The organism is Endozoicomonas sp. 8E (assembly GCF_032883915.1).
Classification (GTDB): Bacteria; Pseudomonadota; Gammaproteobacteria; order Pseudomonadales; family Endozoicomonadaceae; genus Endozoicomonas_A.
In genome coordinates, this window is the sequence record NZ_CP120717.1 from 5,097,257 (window position 1) to 5,112,266 (window position 15,010).

At 47.6% G+C, this 15,010-nt stretch carries 13 protein-coding genes; 6 read left to right on the top strand and 7 right to left on the bottom strand.

All coding sequences use genetic code 11. The features are described 5' to 3' along the window. Window positions 1-369 precede the first annotated feature (369 nt). A complete protein-coding gene (locus tag P6910_RS17260; RefSeq protein ID WP_317142513.1) occupies window positions 370-1,407 on the top strand; it encodes a GMP reductase in 1,038 nt (345 codons plus the stop codon). A 93-nt stretch (window positions 1,408-1,500) separates the two neighbouring features. On the opposite strand, the gene pflA is transcribed toward P6910_RS17260, so the two are convergent. Together pflA and pflB are read right to left on the bottom strand one after the other, a co-directional pair. Then, window positions 1,501-2,232 carry a pyruvate formate-lyase-activating protein gene (gene pflA / locus P6910_RS17265; protein WP_317142514.1) on the bottom strand — a complete coding sequence of 244 codons (732 nt, stop codon included), beginning with the start codon at window positions 2,230-2,232 and terminating at the stop codon, window positions 1,501-1,503. Window positions 2,233-2,372: 140 nt separating this feature from the next. Continuing rightward, window positions 2,373-4,655, bottom strand: a complete 2,283-nt coding sequence (gene pflB / locus P6910_RS17270) for a formate C-acetyltransferase (RefSeq protein WP_317142515.1) — start codon at window positions 4,653-4,655, stop codon at window positions 2,373-2,375. A 19-nt stretch (window positions 4,656-4,674) separates the two neighbouring features. Between pflB and P6910_RS17275 the strand changes: the two genes are divergently transcribed. Together P6910_RS17275 and P6910_RS17280 are read left to right on the top strand one after the other, a co-directional pair. Next, a complete protein-coding gene (locus tag P6910_RS17275) occupies window positions 4,675-4,899 on the top strand; it encodes a hypothetical protein (protein ID WP_317142516.1) in 225 nt (74 codons plus the stop codon). A gap of 793 nt (window positions 4,900-5,692) precedes the next feature. Beyond that, on the top strand, window positions 5,693-6,097 hold the full coding sequence (locus tag P6910_RS17280) for a hypothetical protein (protein WP_317142517.1): 405 nt from the start codon (window positions 5,693-5,695) through the stop codon (window positions 6,095-6,097). Between the two features lie 340 nt (window positions 6,098-6,437). On the opposite strand, the gene P6910_RS17285 is transcribed toward P6910_RS17280, so the two are convergent. Further along, window positions 6,438-6,896, bottom strand: a complete 459-nt coding sequence (locus P6910_RS17285) for a methylglyoxal synthase (RefSeq protein WP_317142518.1) — start codon at window positions 6,894-6,896, stop codon at window positions 6,438-6,440. A 247-nt stretch (window positions 6,897-7,143) separates the two neighbouring features. Here P6910_RS17285 and P6910_RS17290 point away from each other — a divergent pair, with 247 nt between their 5' ends. Together P6910_RS17290 and mnmC are read left to right on the top strand one after the other, a co-directional pair. Continuing rightward, entirely contained in the window at window positions 7,144-8,130 is a 987-nt protein-coding gene (locus P6910_RS17290) for a tRNA dihydrouridine synthase (RefSeq protein ID WP_317142519.1), read from the top strand. Continuing rightward, entirely contained in the window at window positions 8,127-10,139 is a 2,013-nt protein-coding gene (gene mnmC, locus P6910_RS17295) for a bifunctional tRNA (5-methylaminomethyl-2-thiouridine)(34)-methyltransferase MnmD/FAD-dependent 5-carboxymethylaminomethyl-2-thiouridine(34) oxidoreductase MnmC (protein ID WP_317142520.1), read from the top strand. Before P6910_RS17290 ends, mnmC begins: the two co-directional genes overlap by 4 nt. Before the next feature lie 265 nt (window positions 10,140-10,404). Here mnmC and msrA read toward each other — a convergent pair whose 3' ends face one another. Together msrA and P6910_RS17305 are read right to left on the bottom strand one after the other, a co-directional pair. Further along, a complete protein-coding gene (gene msrA / locus P6910_RS17300) occupies window positions 10,405-11,046 on the bottom strand; it encodes a peptide-methionine (S)-S-oxide reductase MsrA (protein WP_317142521.1) in 642 nt (213 codons plus the stop codon). Between the two features lie 274 nt (window positions 11,047-11,320). Next, complete coding sequence (locus P6910_RS17305) at window positions 11,321-11,566, bottom strand: hypothetical protein (protein WP_317142522.1); 246 nt, start codon at window positions 11,564-11,566, stop codon at window positions 11,321-11,323. 147 nt (window positions 11,567-11,713) lie between these two features. On the opposite strand from P6910_RS17305, the gene P6910_RS17310 reads away from it, so the two are divergent. Beyond that, window positions 11,714-13,042 carry an ankyrin repeat domain-containing protein gene (locus P6910_RS17310; protein WP_317142523.1) on the top strand — a complete coding sequence of 443 codons (1,329 nt, stop codon included), beginning with the start codon at window positions 11,714-11,716 and terminating at the stop codon, window positions 13,040-13,042. Between the two features lie 162 nt (window positions 13,043-13,204). Here P6910_RS17310 and P6910_RS17315 read toward each other — a convergent pair whose 3' ends face one another. Together P6910_RS17315 and hemG are read right to left on the bottom strand one after the other, a co-directional pair. Beyond that, on the bottom strand, window positions 13,205-14,008 hold the full coding sequence (locus tag P6910_RS17315; RefSeq protein ID WP_317142524.1) for a M23 family metallopeptidase: 804 nt from the start codon (window positions 14,006-14,008) through the stop codon (window positions 13,205-13,207). Window positions 14,009-14,249: 241 nt separating this feature from the next. After that, on the bottom strand, window positions 14,250-14,837 hold the full coding sequence (hemG, locus tag P6910_RS17320) for a menaquinone-dependent protoporphyrinogen IX dehydrogenase (protein ID WP_317142525.1): 588 nt from the start codon (window positions 14,835-14,837) through the stop codon (window positions 14,250-14,252). Between the last annotated feature and the right edge of the window lie 173 nt (window positions 14,838-15,010).

The window sequence follows — 15,010 nt, forward strand, 5'->3', positions numbered from 1 at the left end:
TATCTACGCTCTGTTTTCAGGTCTGCTACTTTATATAAGTCAGGTCCTGATTTCAGGCGGGGCACAGCCCTTCTGCCGACACTCGTGGGCGAGCCCGTCCAGGCGGTAAATCAGCCATGCGCAAAATAACAGCCATGAGCGAAAAAAAACGTTTCGCAAATTCAACCTTTGACCTGAATACCTGTTTTTGTATAATCGACCGGTATAGGCATAGAAAGTGCGTGCGCTTTCCGGGTCACCGGTATCTCCTCATGGGTAGCTCCCAAAATCCTGCCGCTTGTACACTCTCCCTTGTCATCAACCTGTCGAAGACTAAACCCTTAACCATAAATTAGTCTTTAACCTGTAAAAAGGTCTAACGGGAAAGTTATGCGTGTTGAAGCTGATATCAAGCTGGGTTTTAAAGATGTTCTGTTCAGACCCAAGCGTTCAACCCTGAAGAGCCGCTCCCAGGTAAGCCTGGAACGCACCTTCAAATTTGTTCACACCAACCAGGAATGGACTGGTGTTCCTGTCATTGCTGCCAATATGGACACAGTGGGCACTTTTTCCATTGCCCTTGCTCTGGCCGAACACAAGATGCTGACTGCAGTGCACAAACACTACACCATTGAAGAATGGGGTGCATTTCTGGACAATGCACCCGCAGGTATTGAAAACCATATCATGGTAAGCAGTGGCACATCCGAGGCCGACTTCTCCAAGCTCAACGATATCCTGGCACTGAACGACAATCTTCGTTTTATCTGCATTGATGTTGCCAATGGCTACTCCGAACACTTTGTTCAATACGTCTCCAAGGTTCGTAAGCAGCACCCTGACAAAGTCATTATTGCCGGCAACGTAGTCACCGGTGAAATGGTCGAAGAGCTGATTCTGAAGGGTGCTGACATTGTCAAGGTGGGCATCGGACCGGGCTCTGTCTGTACCACCCGTGTCAAAACCGGTGTGGGCTACCCACAACTATCTGCGACGATCGAATGCGCTGATGCAGCTCACGGTGTCGGTGGTCAGATTATCTCTGACGGTGGCTGTACCTGTGCAGGTGACGTTTCCAAAGCCTTCGGCGGTGGCGCTGACTTTGTCATGATTGGCGGCATGTTTGCCGGTCACGACGAATCCGCTGGTGAAGAAGTGGAAGTAGATGGCGAGAAATTCAAACTGTTCTACGGAATGAGTTCCGAGACCGCTATGGATAAGCACTCTGGCGGCGTTGCCAACTATCGCGCCTCTGAAGGTAAAACCGTTAAGGTGCCTTACCGTGGCCCCGTTGAAAACAGTGTCCAGGACATCCTGGGTGGCGTTCGCTCAACATGCACATATGTAGGCGCAGCTACCCTGAAAGAACTGACCAAGCGAACCACCTTTATTCGCGTTCAGGAACAGGAAAACAGGGTCTTTAACTAGACGTTGATTCTTATGGCCTTCCCACGGGCAAGGCCATAATCACCTTATACTCCTTCCACCACAATCCCGATCCAATCGTTTGCCGGGAGAGGTTTAGTAGGCCGCCACGACTCCCCTCGAAGTAAACTCATCCCGGATCAGGTCTAGCTGCTCTCTGGTAGGAGGAGTCACCTTTTCCAATTCATAAGTGTCGTTTAACAAATTCCATTTATGGACCCCAAGACTGTGATAAGGCAGTATCTCAACCTTCTCAACGTTTTTCATGGGCTCGATAAACTCAGCCAGCATACCAGCGTAGTGAGGGTCGACTGTGTAACCATCGACAACGACATAACGAATCCAGACAGGCTTTTTAATCTCTGCCAGATATTCAGCAAAGTGCCGGGTATGGCTGCCGGTGACATAGGTCAGCTTATGATGCATCTCTTCATCCATGTGCTTAATATCCAACAACACCAGGTCGGTATTACTTAACAGACGAGTAACATCGTAGTTAATGTGCTTGGCAAAGCCATTGGTATCCAGACAGGTATGAATCCCTTCCCGACGGCACTCTTCAAACAGGTCAGCAACAAATTCAGCCTGTAAAACAGGCTCACCACCGGTGACGGTTACGCCCCCTGAAAGAAAGCTTTTAACTTTTTTGATTTCCCGAAATACCTCTCTGTGGCTTTTCATCTCCCCGCCTTCACGAAGATCCCAGGTGTCCCGATTGTGGCAATAACGGCATCGCATCAAACAACCCTGCATAAAGACCACATAACGAATACCCGGGCCATCTACAGTTCCAAATGAATCCATGGAGTGAACACGCCCAATTGCCATAACTGACCTCAACTCAAACAGACAAATAGCGAAAATGCAGACCCACACCAAGTCATCCCGGACAACGGATTTTAAGAATAAAAAACCCTATAAAGAAGGCCGACATTGAGTCGGCCTCTTTCACTCAGCACCCTGAAGGCTTAGAGGGTTGCTGTAAAGGTTCTGGTAATAACATCTCTCTGTTGCTCAGGAGTCAGAGAGTTGAAACGAACAGCATAGCCAGACACGCGAATCGTTAGCGAAGGATACTTGTCTGGATTGACCACAGCGTCCTCCAACATTTCACGGTTCAGAACGTTCACATTCAGGTGCTGACCACCCTCCCGATCAACTTCATGATGGAAATAACCGTCCATCAGGCCAACCAAATTACGACGACGACCGTCTTCATCTTTACCCAATGCTTTTGGCACTATTGAAAAGGTGTAAGAAATACCGTCTTTAGCATAAGAGAATGGCAGTTTAGCGACGGAACTCAGAGACGCTATCGCGCCACTTGTGTCACGGCCATGCATTGGGTTGGCACCGGGGCCAAATGGCTGGCCTGCACGACGACCGTCTGGCGTATTACCGGTCTTCTTGCCATAGACAACATTGGAAGTAATGGTCAGGATTGACTGGGTTGGAATGGCATTACGATAAGTTTTGTGTGCAGCCACCTTTTTCATGAAGGTTTCTACCAACTCACAGGCAATCGTATCAACACGTTCTTCGTTGTTACCGAACTTGGGATAATCGCCTTCAATCTCGAAGTCTACCGCCAGACCGTCTTCGTCACGAACAGGCTTGACCCTGGCATACCTGATCGCAGACAGAGAGTCAGCAGCAACAGACAAACCCGCAATACCGGTGGCCATCGTACGCACAACATCACGGTCATGAAGAGCCATTTGAGAGGCTTCATAAGAATACTTGTCATGCATATAATGAATGGTATTCAGAGCCGTCACGTACTGGGTTGCCAGCCAATCCATCAGATGATCCATGCTGGCGTAAACAGCGTCATAATCCAGAACGTCATCGGTAATTGGAGCCACCTTGGGACCAATCTGAACCTTCAGCTTTTCATCCACACCACCATTGATGGCGTACAGCAATGTTTTGGCCAGGTTGGCACGAGCACCAAAAAACTGCATCTGCTTGCCTACAACCATTGGGGATACACAGCAGGCAATGGCGTAATCATCACTGTCCATATCCGGACGCATCAGGTCATCATTCTCGTACTGAATGGAGCTGGTATCAATGGACACCCTGGCACAGAACTCCTTGAAGCCCTGAGGCAAGCCCTCGGACCAGAGCACTGTAATGTTAGGCTCGGGTGATGGGCCCATGGTGTAAAGAGTATGCAAGAAACGGAAGCTGTTTTTGGTAACCAGTGTGCGACCATCAAGCCCCATACCACCAATAGACTCTGTCGCCCAGATTGGATCGCCGGAGAAAAGCTCATCGTACTCTGGCGTACGCAGGAAACGAACCATACGAAGCTTCATGACAAAGTGGTCGATCAATTCCTGGGCATCAACTTCAGTGATTCTACCCGCCTCCAGGTCACGCTGGATATAAATGTCCAGGAAAGTCGCTGTGCGACCCAGGGACATGGCCGCACCATTCTGGGATTTCACAGCCGCAAGATAACCGAAGTAGGTCCACTGAACCGCCTCCTGAGCCGTTACTGCTGGTTGACTGATATCGCAACCATAACTGGCAGCCATCTCTTTTATCTGCATCAAGGCACGGATCTGCTCCATAATTTCTTCACGCAGCTGAATGGTTTGTTCCAGATTCTCTCCCGATTCCAGCACGGAATCCAGCTCTCCGTGCTGTACTCTCTTGTCTGCAATCAGACGATCAATACCGTACAGAGCTACACGACGATAATCACCTATGATTCGTCCACGACCGTAGGCATCTGGCAGACCGGTAATAACACCGGACTTGCGACAATTGCGGATAGAAGGCGTGTAAACGTCAAATACACCGGCATTGTGGGTTTTTCGGTATTCAGTGAAGATCTTTTTCACCATGGGGTCCAGAACCTTCCCGTACACTTCACAGGAAGTTTCCACCATGCGGATACCACCATTGGCAATCATACCCCGCTTCAGAGGCTTGTCAGTCTGCAGACCAACGATCTTCTCCAGACCTTTCTGAATGTAACCGGCTTCATGTGAGGTAATGGTTGAAGGCAGATCATGATCGAAATCAATTGGGGCATGCGTGCGGTTTTCTTCCTTGATCCCCTCCATGACATCATCCCAGAGACGACTGGTGGCCTCAGTGGCGTCGGCCAGGAAATCGTCACCCCCTTCATAAGGGGTATAGTTCTTCTGGATGAAATCCCTGACATTGACGCTTTCGGTCCATTCACCCCGGGCGAACCCCGCCCATCCTGCTGGTAGGTCTTTGGCTTGAGTGCTCATTGATAGCAGCTCCTCGTGTTTGAATATCCGTGAAGAAACAGTTGATGCGACTGGAGAATCATCACATCAGAAGATAAACAACCCAGGTAGTTTAAAGAGCTTTTTACCCAGCCTTGGTCAAAAAAACCTTCAAAACAAGTCAACCATGAGAAAACCGCCTCATGACAAACTTTACCACCCTTACCATGAAGAAGATCCCGTAACTTTTACAGAGCGCACCTTCACAGAAAAAACAACAACCTGACCAAACAGAAAGGAAATGCGTACCTGTGCCGAGCTATACCAGAAGCCAATCACGACCTCTCGGTATAATGACAACATCTTACAAAGCAGCGTCAGTATGATCGCCCTTCTGTTCAATAAAAAACTGTCACTCATTGAGTTACAAAATATATTAACTAATTGCCTTCTACTATCGTGTCCAATACCTATTAGGAGAGCTATCGAACTTTAACCTCCAAAATAACCACTCCATTCATACCTCTAACCTGTTTACACGACTAACTATACGACTACAAACAACTTGATGACTGACAAGGTAGCACAACCCCGCTTAGAGCAATTCAACCAAAATATAACAACAGAATGCAAAGGAAAACAAAATCACCCACACAAGATTCTTTCTAAAGTTTATCTATATATAAGCTTTGGAGTTATATAATCAAATCAACTTTAAAGCAGTTATTTTTGGGAAATAGCCGTCAATTCAAACCCATTTAATTAATTAGTTATTAACATTTTTTCAAAATGCAAAAATATTATTTAAATAAACAACCTTAAAAACCACCGACTGCTATCCTTCCCTCCTAACATCGACGCGCCATAGTAAAGATTCCATATCAACTTGGCCACGAGCATGTCCATAAATTACTAATGCATCGTTAACAAAGCGACCCGACTCCCCATCTCCGGTTCCTAGGTAATGACTTTTTTATTTAGGTATTGTTACCTATACATGGGTTTGTGGAGTTTTAATATCATCAAGTTATAAATAGACAAACTAATCTTTCCGGGACGAATCTCCTCTGGAGACAGTAATGAGCAAATATATTTACGCCACTGTTTATGAACAATTTACCGGCTTAAAACCACCCGAGCCAAAGTCGCATAAACCTCGTAGAAGAAGAGGCTATGGTCATCCGTATAGAATGCGTCTGAATATGCAGGAATCGGAAGACCATAATCAGGAGTCCACGTCCGTCGACTGCAATCAAATCAGTGATGATGAACTTGATTTTCAGCAAGAGCCAACCAGGCAACCTTTGAATCAACCACACCTGCATCAAAACTACTCGCTTAGAACTACGCCTCAAAAACCTGTTGAATGCCAAAGTTTCATTGAAGAGCAAAAACCGGTTTGCTCTCCGAAAGTGACCTATAAAAAACGTCGTCACTATGAGCCAGCTATTGGCAATGAGGGCTTAGATTCAGCTGGCTTATAAAGGCTTCCAGCTACCCGGAGTTTACATCGTGATCAAATTGCCTGTAATATTTTGCAGGCAATTTTTCATGAGCTGTTGTTTCAAACTATTGTTTAGCAACACTCTAAATCTGGTAAATTTTCATAAACCCTGTTCATAAAACAGGCATATTTCTTACCAACTGATCGAGAAAGCGTTTTAAGCCTGGCTAAATTTCGATCAAACTACTGCCTCCATCCAAGATAAAATACTCCTGAAAATACAGTTCATAAGATCAAAACATGTTTCCAATACAGATGATTGAGTACTTTATTCATGAATCAACTGACCTTGTCCGGGCATAAGAAAGCTGCATTATTCATCAAAAGGTTCTGGACTCGAGATAATGTTCATAATCGGGAATCTTTCTTTCGTGACTCTGACTCATCATTTTTGAAGAAAACATAAATTCAGCAGAGCTCTGGTTACAGGCCACTGGAATATTCCAGACTGCTGCAATTCTCAGCAACGCTTTCACATCCGGATCATGGGGCTGCGACTCAAAGGGATCCCAGAAGAACACCAACAGATCCAGTTTACTTTCGGAGATCAATGCACCGATCTGCTGATCGCCTCCCAATGGACCGCTGATGAACTTCCTGACGGGCAGAGACAGGGTCTTTTCCAGAAGATTGCCAGTTGTGCCCGTAGCAAATAACTGATGATTGATCAGCTCATCACGATGACGCAGAGCCCATTCCATCAGCTCTTCCTTCTTTTTATCGTGAGCTACCAGTGCAATGCTCTTTTTTACTGGCACGACATGTGTTTTATATTCCATCGAGAATATTCCGATCCTGAAAGAAAGATGACTGAAATAGTTAACTGCAGACACTATTGCCGTCAAACAGAATCCTTGCAAGTAACCGAAAAAGTCAGGATCAGGGCGAAGAACAGACAGAACGGGACAACAGAGTCTTGTAAAAATACGTAGGTTATTTTTGATCACCCTTAAAAGATAGCACTTGTAGGTGCAGAAATTTCTGTTAGATTGTCGCGTTTGCCCAAGAGCTATACCCTATTCATTCATGAGCACTATAACCTTGGCCCCCATGGAAGGTGTCGTCGACTATCTGCTACGGGAGCTACTGACCGAGGCCGGTGGCATTGATCTGTGTGTAACAGAATTTATCCGTATTACCGACACCCGGCTACCGACGCAAACGTTTCACCGGATCTGTCCGGAACTCAGGCACGGCTGTCGTACTCGAAACGGAACTCCCGTCCACATTCAGTTTCTTGGCAACAATCCGGAAATGATGGCCTACAACGCGGCCAAGGCTGCCCGACTCGGCGCACTGGGGGTGGATTTGAACTTTGGCTGCCCGGCTAAGTGTGTTGTTCGTCATAAAGGAGGTGCAATACTTCTGAAGGAACCCGAGCTTATTCATAAGATTGTTTCAACGGTACGCAAAGCGGTTCCTGATGAGGTACCCGTCACTGCCAAAATGAGACTGGGTTATCTGGATAGTGACCTTGCCCTGGACAATGCCCTGGCCATAGAAAGTGCCGGTGCCAGCTCTCTGGTGGTTCACGCCAGAAACAAACTTCAGGGTTATAAACCGCCTGCCCACTGGCAAGAGTTGGTTCAATTACGAGAGGCTCTGTCCATTCCCCTGGTAGCCAATGGCGATATTTTTAACGTTGAGGATGCCCAACGGTGTCGGGAAGTATCCGGCTGTCAGGACATTATGATTGGCCGGGGTATCCTTCGCGATCCTGATCTACCTGCCGCCATTGTCGCCAGCGAACTTAGCCAGGGTCAGGAAGAACGCTGGACTCGCTCTCTTTCACTGATCCAGAGGTTTACCGAAAAAGTAGTCTCTGCACCCGATAATCCGGGGCAGGAGCACCCTTATTTCATCAACAACCCCAGACGCTATCTGGATGGCAGGCTTAAGCAGTGGTTAAGCATGATGAGTAAAAGCTCTGACAACGCCCGCGAACTGTTTGAAAAAGTGAAGCGGGAGACCTGCCTGCAAACCCTCTCCCATATCATCAGGGAAGCCACATGAGCCGTAAATCCGATTCTGCAATCCTTCCTGTCACCCATGCAGACCTTGAATGGAAAGAAAACGGTCAGCCTGCATCCACTGCATTTGATGACATTTACTTTTCTACCGCTTCGGGCATCAGGGAAACCCGGCACGTATTTATTGAAGGTAATGATCTGCCAAAGCGCTTCGCCGCTTTGAACCAGAACGAAAGCTTTACGCTTGCAGAAACCGGTTTTGGAACAGGGCTCAACTTTCTCTGCGCCTGGGCCTGTTTCGATCAAGAAGCGCCTCAGTCGGCAAGACTTCATTTTGTATCAACCGAAAAGTATCCCTTGTCCCGCAAAGATCTTCAGAAAGCACTCTCTCTGTGGCCAGAACTGGTAAAATACACGACACCACTGATTGAATGCTATATACCCGCCATAGAAGGACATCAGCATTTCAGCTTTGCTGATGGAAGAGTCAAACTGACACTCTGCATGGGCGATGTGCTAAACACACTGCCTGAGTTGGAAGGTCGGGTTGATGCCTGGTTTCTTGATGGCTTCAGCCCCGCGAAAAACCCTGAGATGTGGCAGCCGGAACTGTTCACATTTATGGCAGATAAAAGCCATGCAGGCGCCACCTACGCAACTTTTACGGCCGCCAGAATCGTCAGAGACGGACTCAGTCAGGCAGGCTTCAGTGTCGAAAAAAGCGACGGCTTCGGGCACAAACGGGATATGATCAAAGGCAGGCTTAGTCAAACAGCTAAAGATCAGAATACCAGGCCGATATGGTTTCAGAATCCCGGCCAGCGTAATACTGATAAAATAGTTCAGAGTGCCATCGTCGTTGGCGGAGGACTTGCTGGCTGCAGCACAGCAAGAGCATTGGCTGAAAGGGGATGGCAGGTCACGCTGGTCGAGCAACATCAGGCTCTGGCCATGGAGGCATCCGGCAATCCTCAGGGCATTCTTTATACCAAGCTGTCGGCCAATAAAACGCCTCTCAGTCGATTTATCACCCAGGGCTACCTCTACTCCATTCATTTATTGAACACTTTTGCCAGTGTCCAACCGGAACTCTGGCAACAATCCGGTGTTGTACAGCTGGCTATCAATGAGAAAGTTCGACAACGCCAACAGGACCTGGCACAACTCTTTCCCACTGACTTTCTCAGAGCCCTCTCCAGCCAGGAGCTTTCCAGGATCGCTGGCCTGACGCTGGATCATGATGGCCTTTATTTCCCGAATGCGGGATGGGTAAACCCTGCCCTTTTCTGCCAGACTCTGGCGAACCACGACAATATCAAACTATTTTCTGATAGAAGACTAGAGTCTCTTGAATATGGGTCTGATGGCTGGACTTTAACCCTTCAGAGCGACGGCGCTTCCCGGATAATGAAGTCCCGCAACGTCATCATTGCCTGTGCCAGAGCATCCAGCCAATTGCCCGCACTGAATTTTATTCCACTAAAGAACATCAGAGGGCAAATCACCAAGATAAGCTGCACTGACGACAGTGCCTTGCTAAAAACAACCGTCTGCGGCGATGGCTATGCAGCTCCTGCCGTCCACGGCCGTCATACCATTGGAGCCACTTTCGACTTTCACAGTGACTCGACTGAGGTGTTACAAGAAGATCATGAGAAAAACCTGGCGATGCAAAAGAAATGTGCGCCCACACTCTACCGGGCATTGGGAGGGGAACAGGCCAACATTTCAGGAGGCAGAGCCAGCTTTCGTTGCACGACGCCTGATTACATGCCTGCTGTGGGTGAGATTGTTGACCAGAAAGACTTTCTGAATGAGTTTGCCATGCTACGCAAAAACATGAAGCACCCATTCACTCATCCTCCTGAATACCTGAATGGTCTGTATATCAATGCCGGTCATGGCTCCAGAGGATTGATTACAGCACCTCTGTCTGGAGAATTATTGGCTGCACAAATGAATGGTGAGTGCTCACCTGTCGCTTCTGATCTTCTGGATCATCTGAACCCAACCCGGTTTCTGGTAAGGGCAATGAGTCGAAATCAGATGTAACCATCCGAGTTCATTTGAGTTATTGCCGCAACAAGTAATAACCGATAACAAGCATCGGTATAGCGAATCATCAAAAGGACATCTACTCAGGGCGAAGCCAAAAAAGCACATCTATCATTCGAGCACAGGTGTTAACAACACCATAAGGTAATCATTCATACAGTTGCGTCCGGACAGCTCTCCTCACTGCGAGGCTGTCCGGTCTTTTTGCCCTGTAACCTTTGCCTTATAACTATTCACCACCGTGAGGGAAACGCAATTGAATTTATCCATGCAATGAGGGAGGCATGCAGATTCCAGTCCCCCCGATACCACAGTATCCCTGAGGGTTCTTGGCCAGATATTGCTGATGGTAAGGCTCGGCATAGTAAAAGGCCGGAGCATCAACAATTTCGGTAGTAATGCTGCCTCTACCACTTTCATTCAACGCTGTCTGATATTGGGCCATGGATTCACGAGCCTTCTCACTCTGCTCATGGGAAGTGGTATAAATCACAGAACGGTACTGAGTGCCCCGATCATTGCCCTGCCGCATACCCTGGGTAGGATCATGAGACTCCCAAAACAGTTTCAGCAAAGCTTCCAGTCGGATAATGCCCGGATCGAAAACAATTATGACCACTTCCGCATGGCCTGTGCCACCAGTGCACACTTCTTCATAAGTCGGGTTAGGGGTATAACCTCCCGCATACCCTACTGCCGTTGACCAGACACCTTCCTGCTTCCAGAACAGCCTTTCAGCCCCCCAGAAACAGCCCATACCGACATAAATCACCTCCAGAGAACCGGGAAATGGGGGAACAATAGCATGACCATTTACAAAGTGCTCTGCAGGCACTTCAATCGCGCGATCACGCCCTTTCAAAGCGCTTTCCTCACTGGGCAGTTGATGTTTTTCAAACAGCATTCTAATCCCTCCAATTCCTGACAATCATAATGGCTTTATGGAGCCTCAGATCTGAAAATCAATACTGCCGTGGAGCAAAGTTCGCAGAACCAACCTTACTCGAGCACCATCAGAGCCGGATCAAACCGTACATCGCAGCAGTTTGCCCGCCAGCATGAGCACCTATCACTCTGCCCACTGCCCCGAAACTGAGCTGACTCATAGACGGGAACTCAAGGTGGAAACGACAGGAATATTATCTCATGGCCGGGGGCTTATTCGCACCTTCCCTTACTCATAGAGGGTGTCGCAAAACTCCAACAACTCGTTCCCATGCTCTGAGGTCGTCATTCCCGCGAAGGCGGGAATCCAGCGCCAACGGTGGGTCTCTGCCTTCTCGGGGATGACAAGGCCAGGGGAGCACCGGGCAGTACGGTTCTGGTGGTGAGTCAGTGTGGATTCCCGCCTTCGCGGGAATGACGAGAGAATGACGGGAGTCAACTCGTTCCCACGCTGGAGAGAGTTTTGCGACACCCTCCATACAGAGGGAACTTATTCCAGCACTATTAGTCAAAGTACTTATGACCGGCATTGTCGCTTGTTTTTCACTGAATCAGAAACTTGAAATTTTCGCGGAAAACAAAATGAAAGCACTATTACGTCATACTGTTACCGGGAATAGCCATTTTTGAAGCTTAATCTTAACAACCTGAAAGAGGTAATACTCATGAATTTAACACCTGAAACTCCTGACTGTTTTAATCAGTCTCGAATGAATGAAATGATTTCTCTTCAGGGCGGACTTGTATCAGATGGAACTACTTCCAATGTAACTGCCCAAGAAGATGATAATTCCCTCTGCGGAATATGCCTGCAAAGTTTATTCGGCCAACATACTGTTACGATGCTGCATAAAAATAATCGTTATTACCACTATTCCGAAAAACCTGGCAGGCATTTCTTCCATAATAAGTGTCTGCGTGATTACCGTTCATCTTCTCCTGTATTGAACATTAGATGTCCTTCCTGTCGCACACCTGCCCCTATTAACCAAGACATTTCTTTCTCGCCCGTTGCCCATGCCGTCGAGGCCGACCGGGAAGAACAAGCACTCGAACTGATCGCCGATGGTGTCGACCCAAACGTTCTTCATTCAGAGGCGGGTATGGCAGCTATTCATATTGCCGCAAAAAACGGTAACCCGGAATTGATCCGTTCACTGCTAAACTCTGGGGCAAATATTAATCTGCAAGATAAAAAAGGGATGACGCCTCTACACCATGCTGTATGTAACAGCAATATTCAGACATTAAAGATAATTCTGGACCTCAAAGCAGATATGAATATCCAGAACAAAGCTGGTGATACAGCTCTTTACATGGCTGCCGAGGATCCTGAAAACCCTGATTTATTTGACACCTTAATCGATAATGGCGCCTCCTTCGATAAAACAGCTACAGATGGCAAAAATGTCATGCACGCAGCTGCACAATCAGGGCATGAGCGGGCACTGAAAAAACTGATAGCCAAACACGCAGATGTTAATGCGGTTGATCTGGATGGATGCACACCTCTTTTCTGTGCAACTTATGATTCTCGCTACTACAATAGGGGAGTTTTGAAGAAAAATGCGCCTGAACTTGCCAGGATACTCCTTTCGGCAGGAGCCAGAATTGACCTTTTTACTGAGGCGGGGCATTCCGCTTTTGATGCAATTTCGCACGACCCTCTTTCTCTAGAGTTGCTCAAGGAATTACTTCCGGCTGGCATGGCTGCCTTTGCCGATGTCAATCTGCCAGTTTGTTCTACTAGAGAAACGCTTCTTTTTTTCGCACTTTTGGCAAAAGATAAAGAAGCGGTTCAAAAACTTATTGCCAGAGGGGCCAAAGCTGATGCTAGCATTCCCGGCTTTGGCACTTTCAGGTTTGAAGCTCTGTTAGAACATCTGGGCGAACAAAAACAGGCATTTGTTGAAATTCTTAATCAAGCAGGCAGCATTCCAAGCGAAGACGGGTAATAACAGAGTTTGAACATATTCATCAGGTATTGGTCAAACTATCCAGGCGACCCTTTGCCGTATCCGAAACGCCAAAGTAAACCATGTTCCCGACTGCCTCTGTAAACGGTAACTGGTAGTGATTGCGAAACCGTATCAGAAAATGCAGAGCATGCAGACCCATCACTGAAGCATCATCAGAGCAGGATCAAGCCGGACATCGAACCAGTTTGCCCGCCAATCAAGGTGAGCACCTGTCACTCTGCCCGTTGCACCGATGGCACCAATCACATCGCCCCTCTTTACCTTCTGCCCGTCAACCACCTTTAACTGGCTCAGGTGCAGATAACTGGTAGTGATGCCGTAACCATGGTCGATAACGATTGTGCCACCGGAAAAGTACAAATCGGACTCGGCCAGCCGAACAATACCACTGGCCGAAGCCATCACTGGTGCACCCTCGGGACCGGCAATATCCAGTCCGAAATGAGGTCTTCTTGACTCACCGTTAAAGACTCTCTGACTGCCATAGACACCACTGACAGGCCCCGCTGCCGGACGTGTAAAACCGGCAAAAAAATCTTTCTGGATGGAATCAAACTGTCTGGCTGATTTAACCTGCTGATTTTCATCGAATATTCGACCCAGCACCTTTTCCGCCGGGCTGACGTATTTGCGGGCAACACCATTAATCCGCTGAATTTTATAGTCTCGCTTTGACAACCTGAGTTTTAGTTCTTCTTTTTTACCACCCGGAGTGGCCAGCCGTATTGTTTGCAGAAGCCGGGCATCCCGTCCAAACCCGATGATAAATTGACCCTGTTCCGACACTCTGACGGATCTGCCTTTATAGATGACTTCAGTTCCCGGCTTCACCTGTCCTATATAAAAGCCCCCCTGAACCAGTCTGGACTTAAGGGAAACAACATCATGGGCCATAGCGAGTGGAAACACCCACCAGGAAAACAGTAAGAGAATTAAACGCATGAGGACTCCATGTCTACTATCGGTATCACTACTTTAACGCCACTGCTTTTCAAACGTTACCCCAAACTGATAGATTGGTAGAAGCTTGTACAACTCATGAGATTTCACCCGGCCTGTTTTGCCCGACAGAGTAGCAGCAAAACAGGACATGGGATTCTCAATATAAAAAGAATAACAGCAGGTACCCTATCATGAACATGGACTACATTATTCTGGCCCTGTCTCTTTTTTTTCCCACCGTTTACGGTATTGCTGTGTTAGCGTCGCTGATTTTTGAGCCTGAAACCTGATCGCCTGCCAGCTGCTGAACAAATCGCTCGGCAAACCTCATTACACGACACCAATCTGTATACTCATGATCTTCTGTTGGGGCGCTGGAGCCATCACTCACTCTGAAGATCAGGCGCAAAAGCTGTTTCTGGAAGAAGTTGTAACGAGATAATTTAAAAGCGCCTGCAAACACTTCAACACTGGTGGGGTGCAGTGATCCATTACGCAGGAACCTGGTCAGATAGGAATTTTGATGAGGCTCACTCCTGTCAACCTTTCTCGCCGTCAGATTGACCGAAAAGAAGTAGCAGAGCTTAGCGTCCAACGCCCCGGCATTCCGTTCTACGAAATGACAAAAGCGAGCATGATGGCGGCCATATCGGACAGAACTGCCAAGCATAAACGCATCGTATTGCTCCAACCGAATGTCGGCTGTCTGTCCTTCCAGACGAATCAAATCCACCTCGTGACCGGCATGACTCACTATCAGGCGCATCCTTTCGATGATTTTCTGTGTCTGACCTTCCCTGGATGCAAACAGCATCAGAACTTTAGACATCGTTTTATTCACAATTCTGCAATACATCCTATGATCGCAGAGAATCTATTAATTAGCATTGAACAGAGTCAAAAAACACCCGAAAACAAGCCCCTTTCAAATACACTGCTTTCACCAATGGACAGAAAATTTCAGCTGATTTGACAGGAATTCATGCAGACCACTGGCAGAAA

What these genes read in the sequence shown, in the direction of transcription:
- P6910_RS17290 (WP_317142519.1), top strand. Translation starts at nt 7,144, where the DNA reads ATGAGCACTATAACCTTGGCCCCCATGGAAGGTGTCGTCGACTATCTG.
- P6910_RS17315 (WP_317142524.1), bottom strand. Translation starts at nt 14,008, where the DNA reads ATGCGTTTAATTCTCTTACTGTTTTCCTGGTGGGTGTTTCCACTCGCT.
- hemG (WP_317142525.1), bottom strand. Translation starts at nt 14,837, where the DNA reads ATGTCTAAAGTTCTGATGCTGTTTGCATCCAGGGAAGGTCAGACACAG.
- P6910_RS17285 (WP_317142518.1), bottom strand. Translation starts at nt 6,896, where the DNA reads ATGGAATATAAAACACATGTCGTGCCAGTAAAAAAGAGCATTGCACTG.
- P6910_RS17280 (WP_317142517.1), top strand. Translation starts at nt 5,693, where the DNA reads ATGAGCAAATATATTTACGCCACTGTTTATGAACAATTTACCGGCTTA.
- P6910_RS17260 (WP_317142513.1), top strand. Translation starts at nt 370, where the DNA reads ATGCGTGTTGAAGCTGATATCAAGCTGGGTTTTAAAGATGTTCTGTTC.
- msrA (WP_317142521.1), bottom strand. Translation starts at nt 11,046, where the DNA reads ATGCTGTTTGAAAAACATCAACTGCCCAGTGAGGAAAGCGCTTTGAAA.
- mnmC (WP_317142520.1), top strand. Translation starts at nt 8,127, where the DNA reads ATGAGCCGTAAATCCGATTCTGCAATCCTTCCTGTCACCCATGCAGAC.
- pflB (WP_317142515.1), bottom strand. Translation starts at nt 4,655, where the DNA reads ATGAGCACTCAAGCCAAAGACCTACCAGCAGGATGGGCGGGGTTCGCC.
- P6910_RS17305 (WP_317142522.1), bottom strand. Translation starts at nt 11,566, where the DNA reads ATGGAGGGTGTCGCAAAACTCTCTCCAGCGTGGGAACGAGTTGACTCC.
- pflA (WP_317142514.1), bottom strand. Translation starts at nt 2,232, where the DNA reads ATGGCAATTGGGCGTGTTCACTCCATGGATTCATTTGGAACTGTAGAT.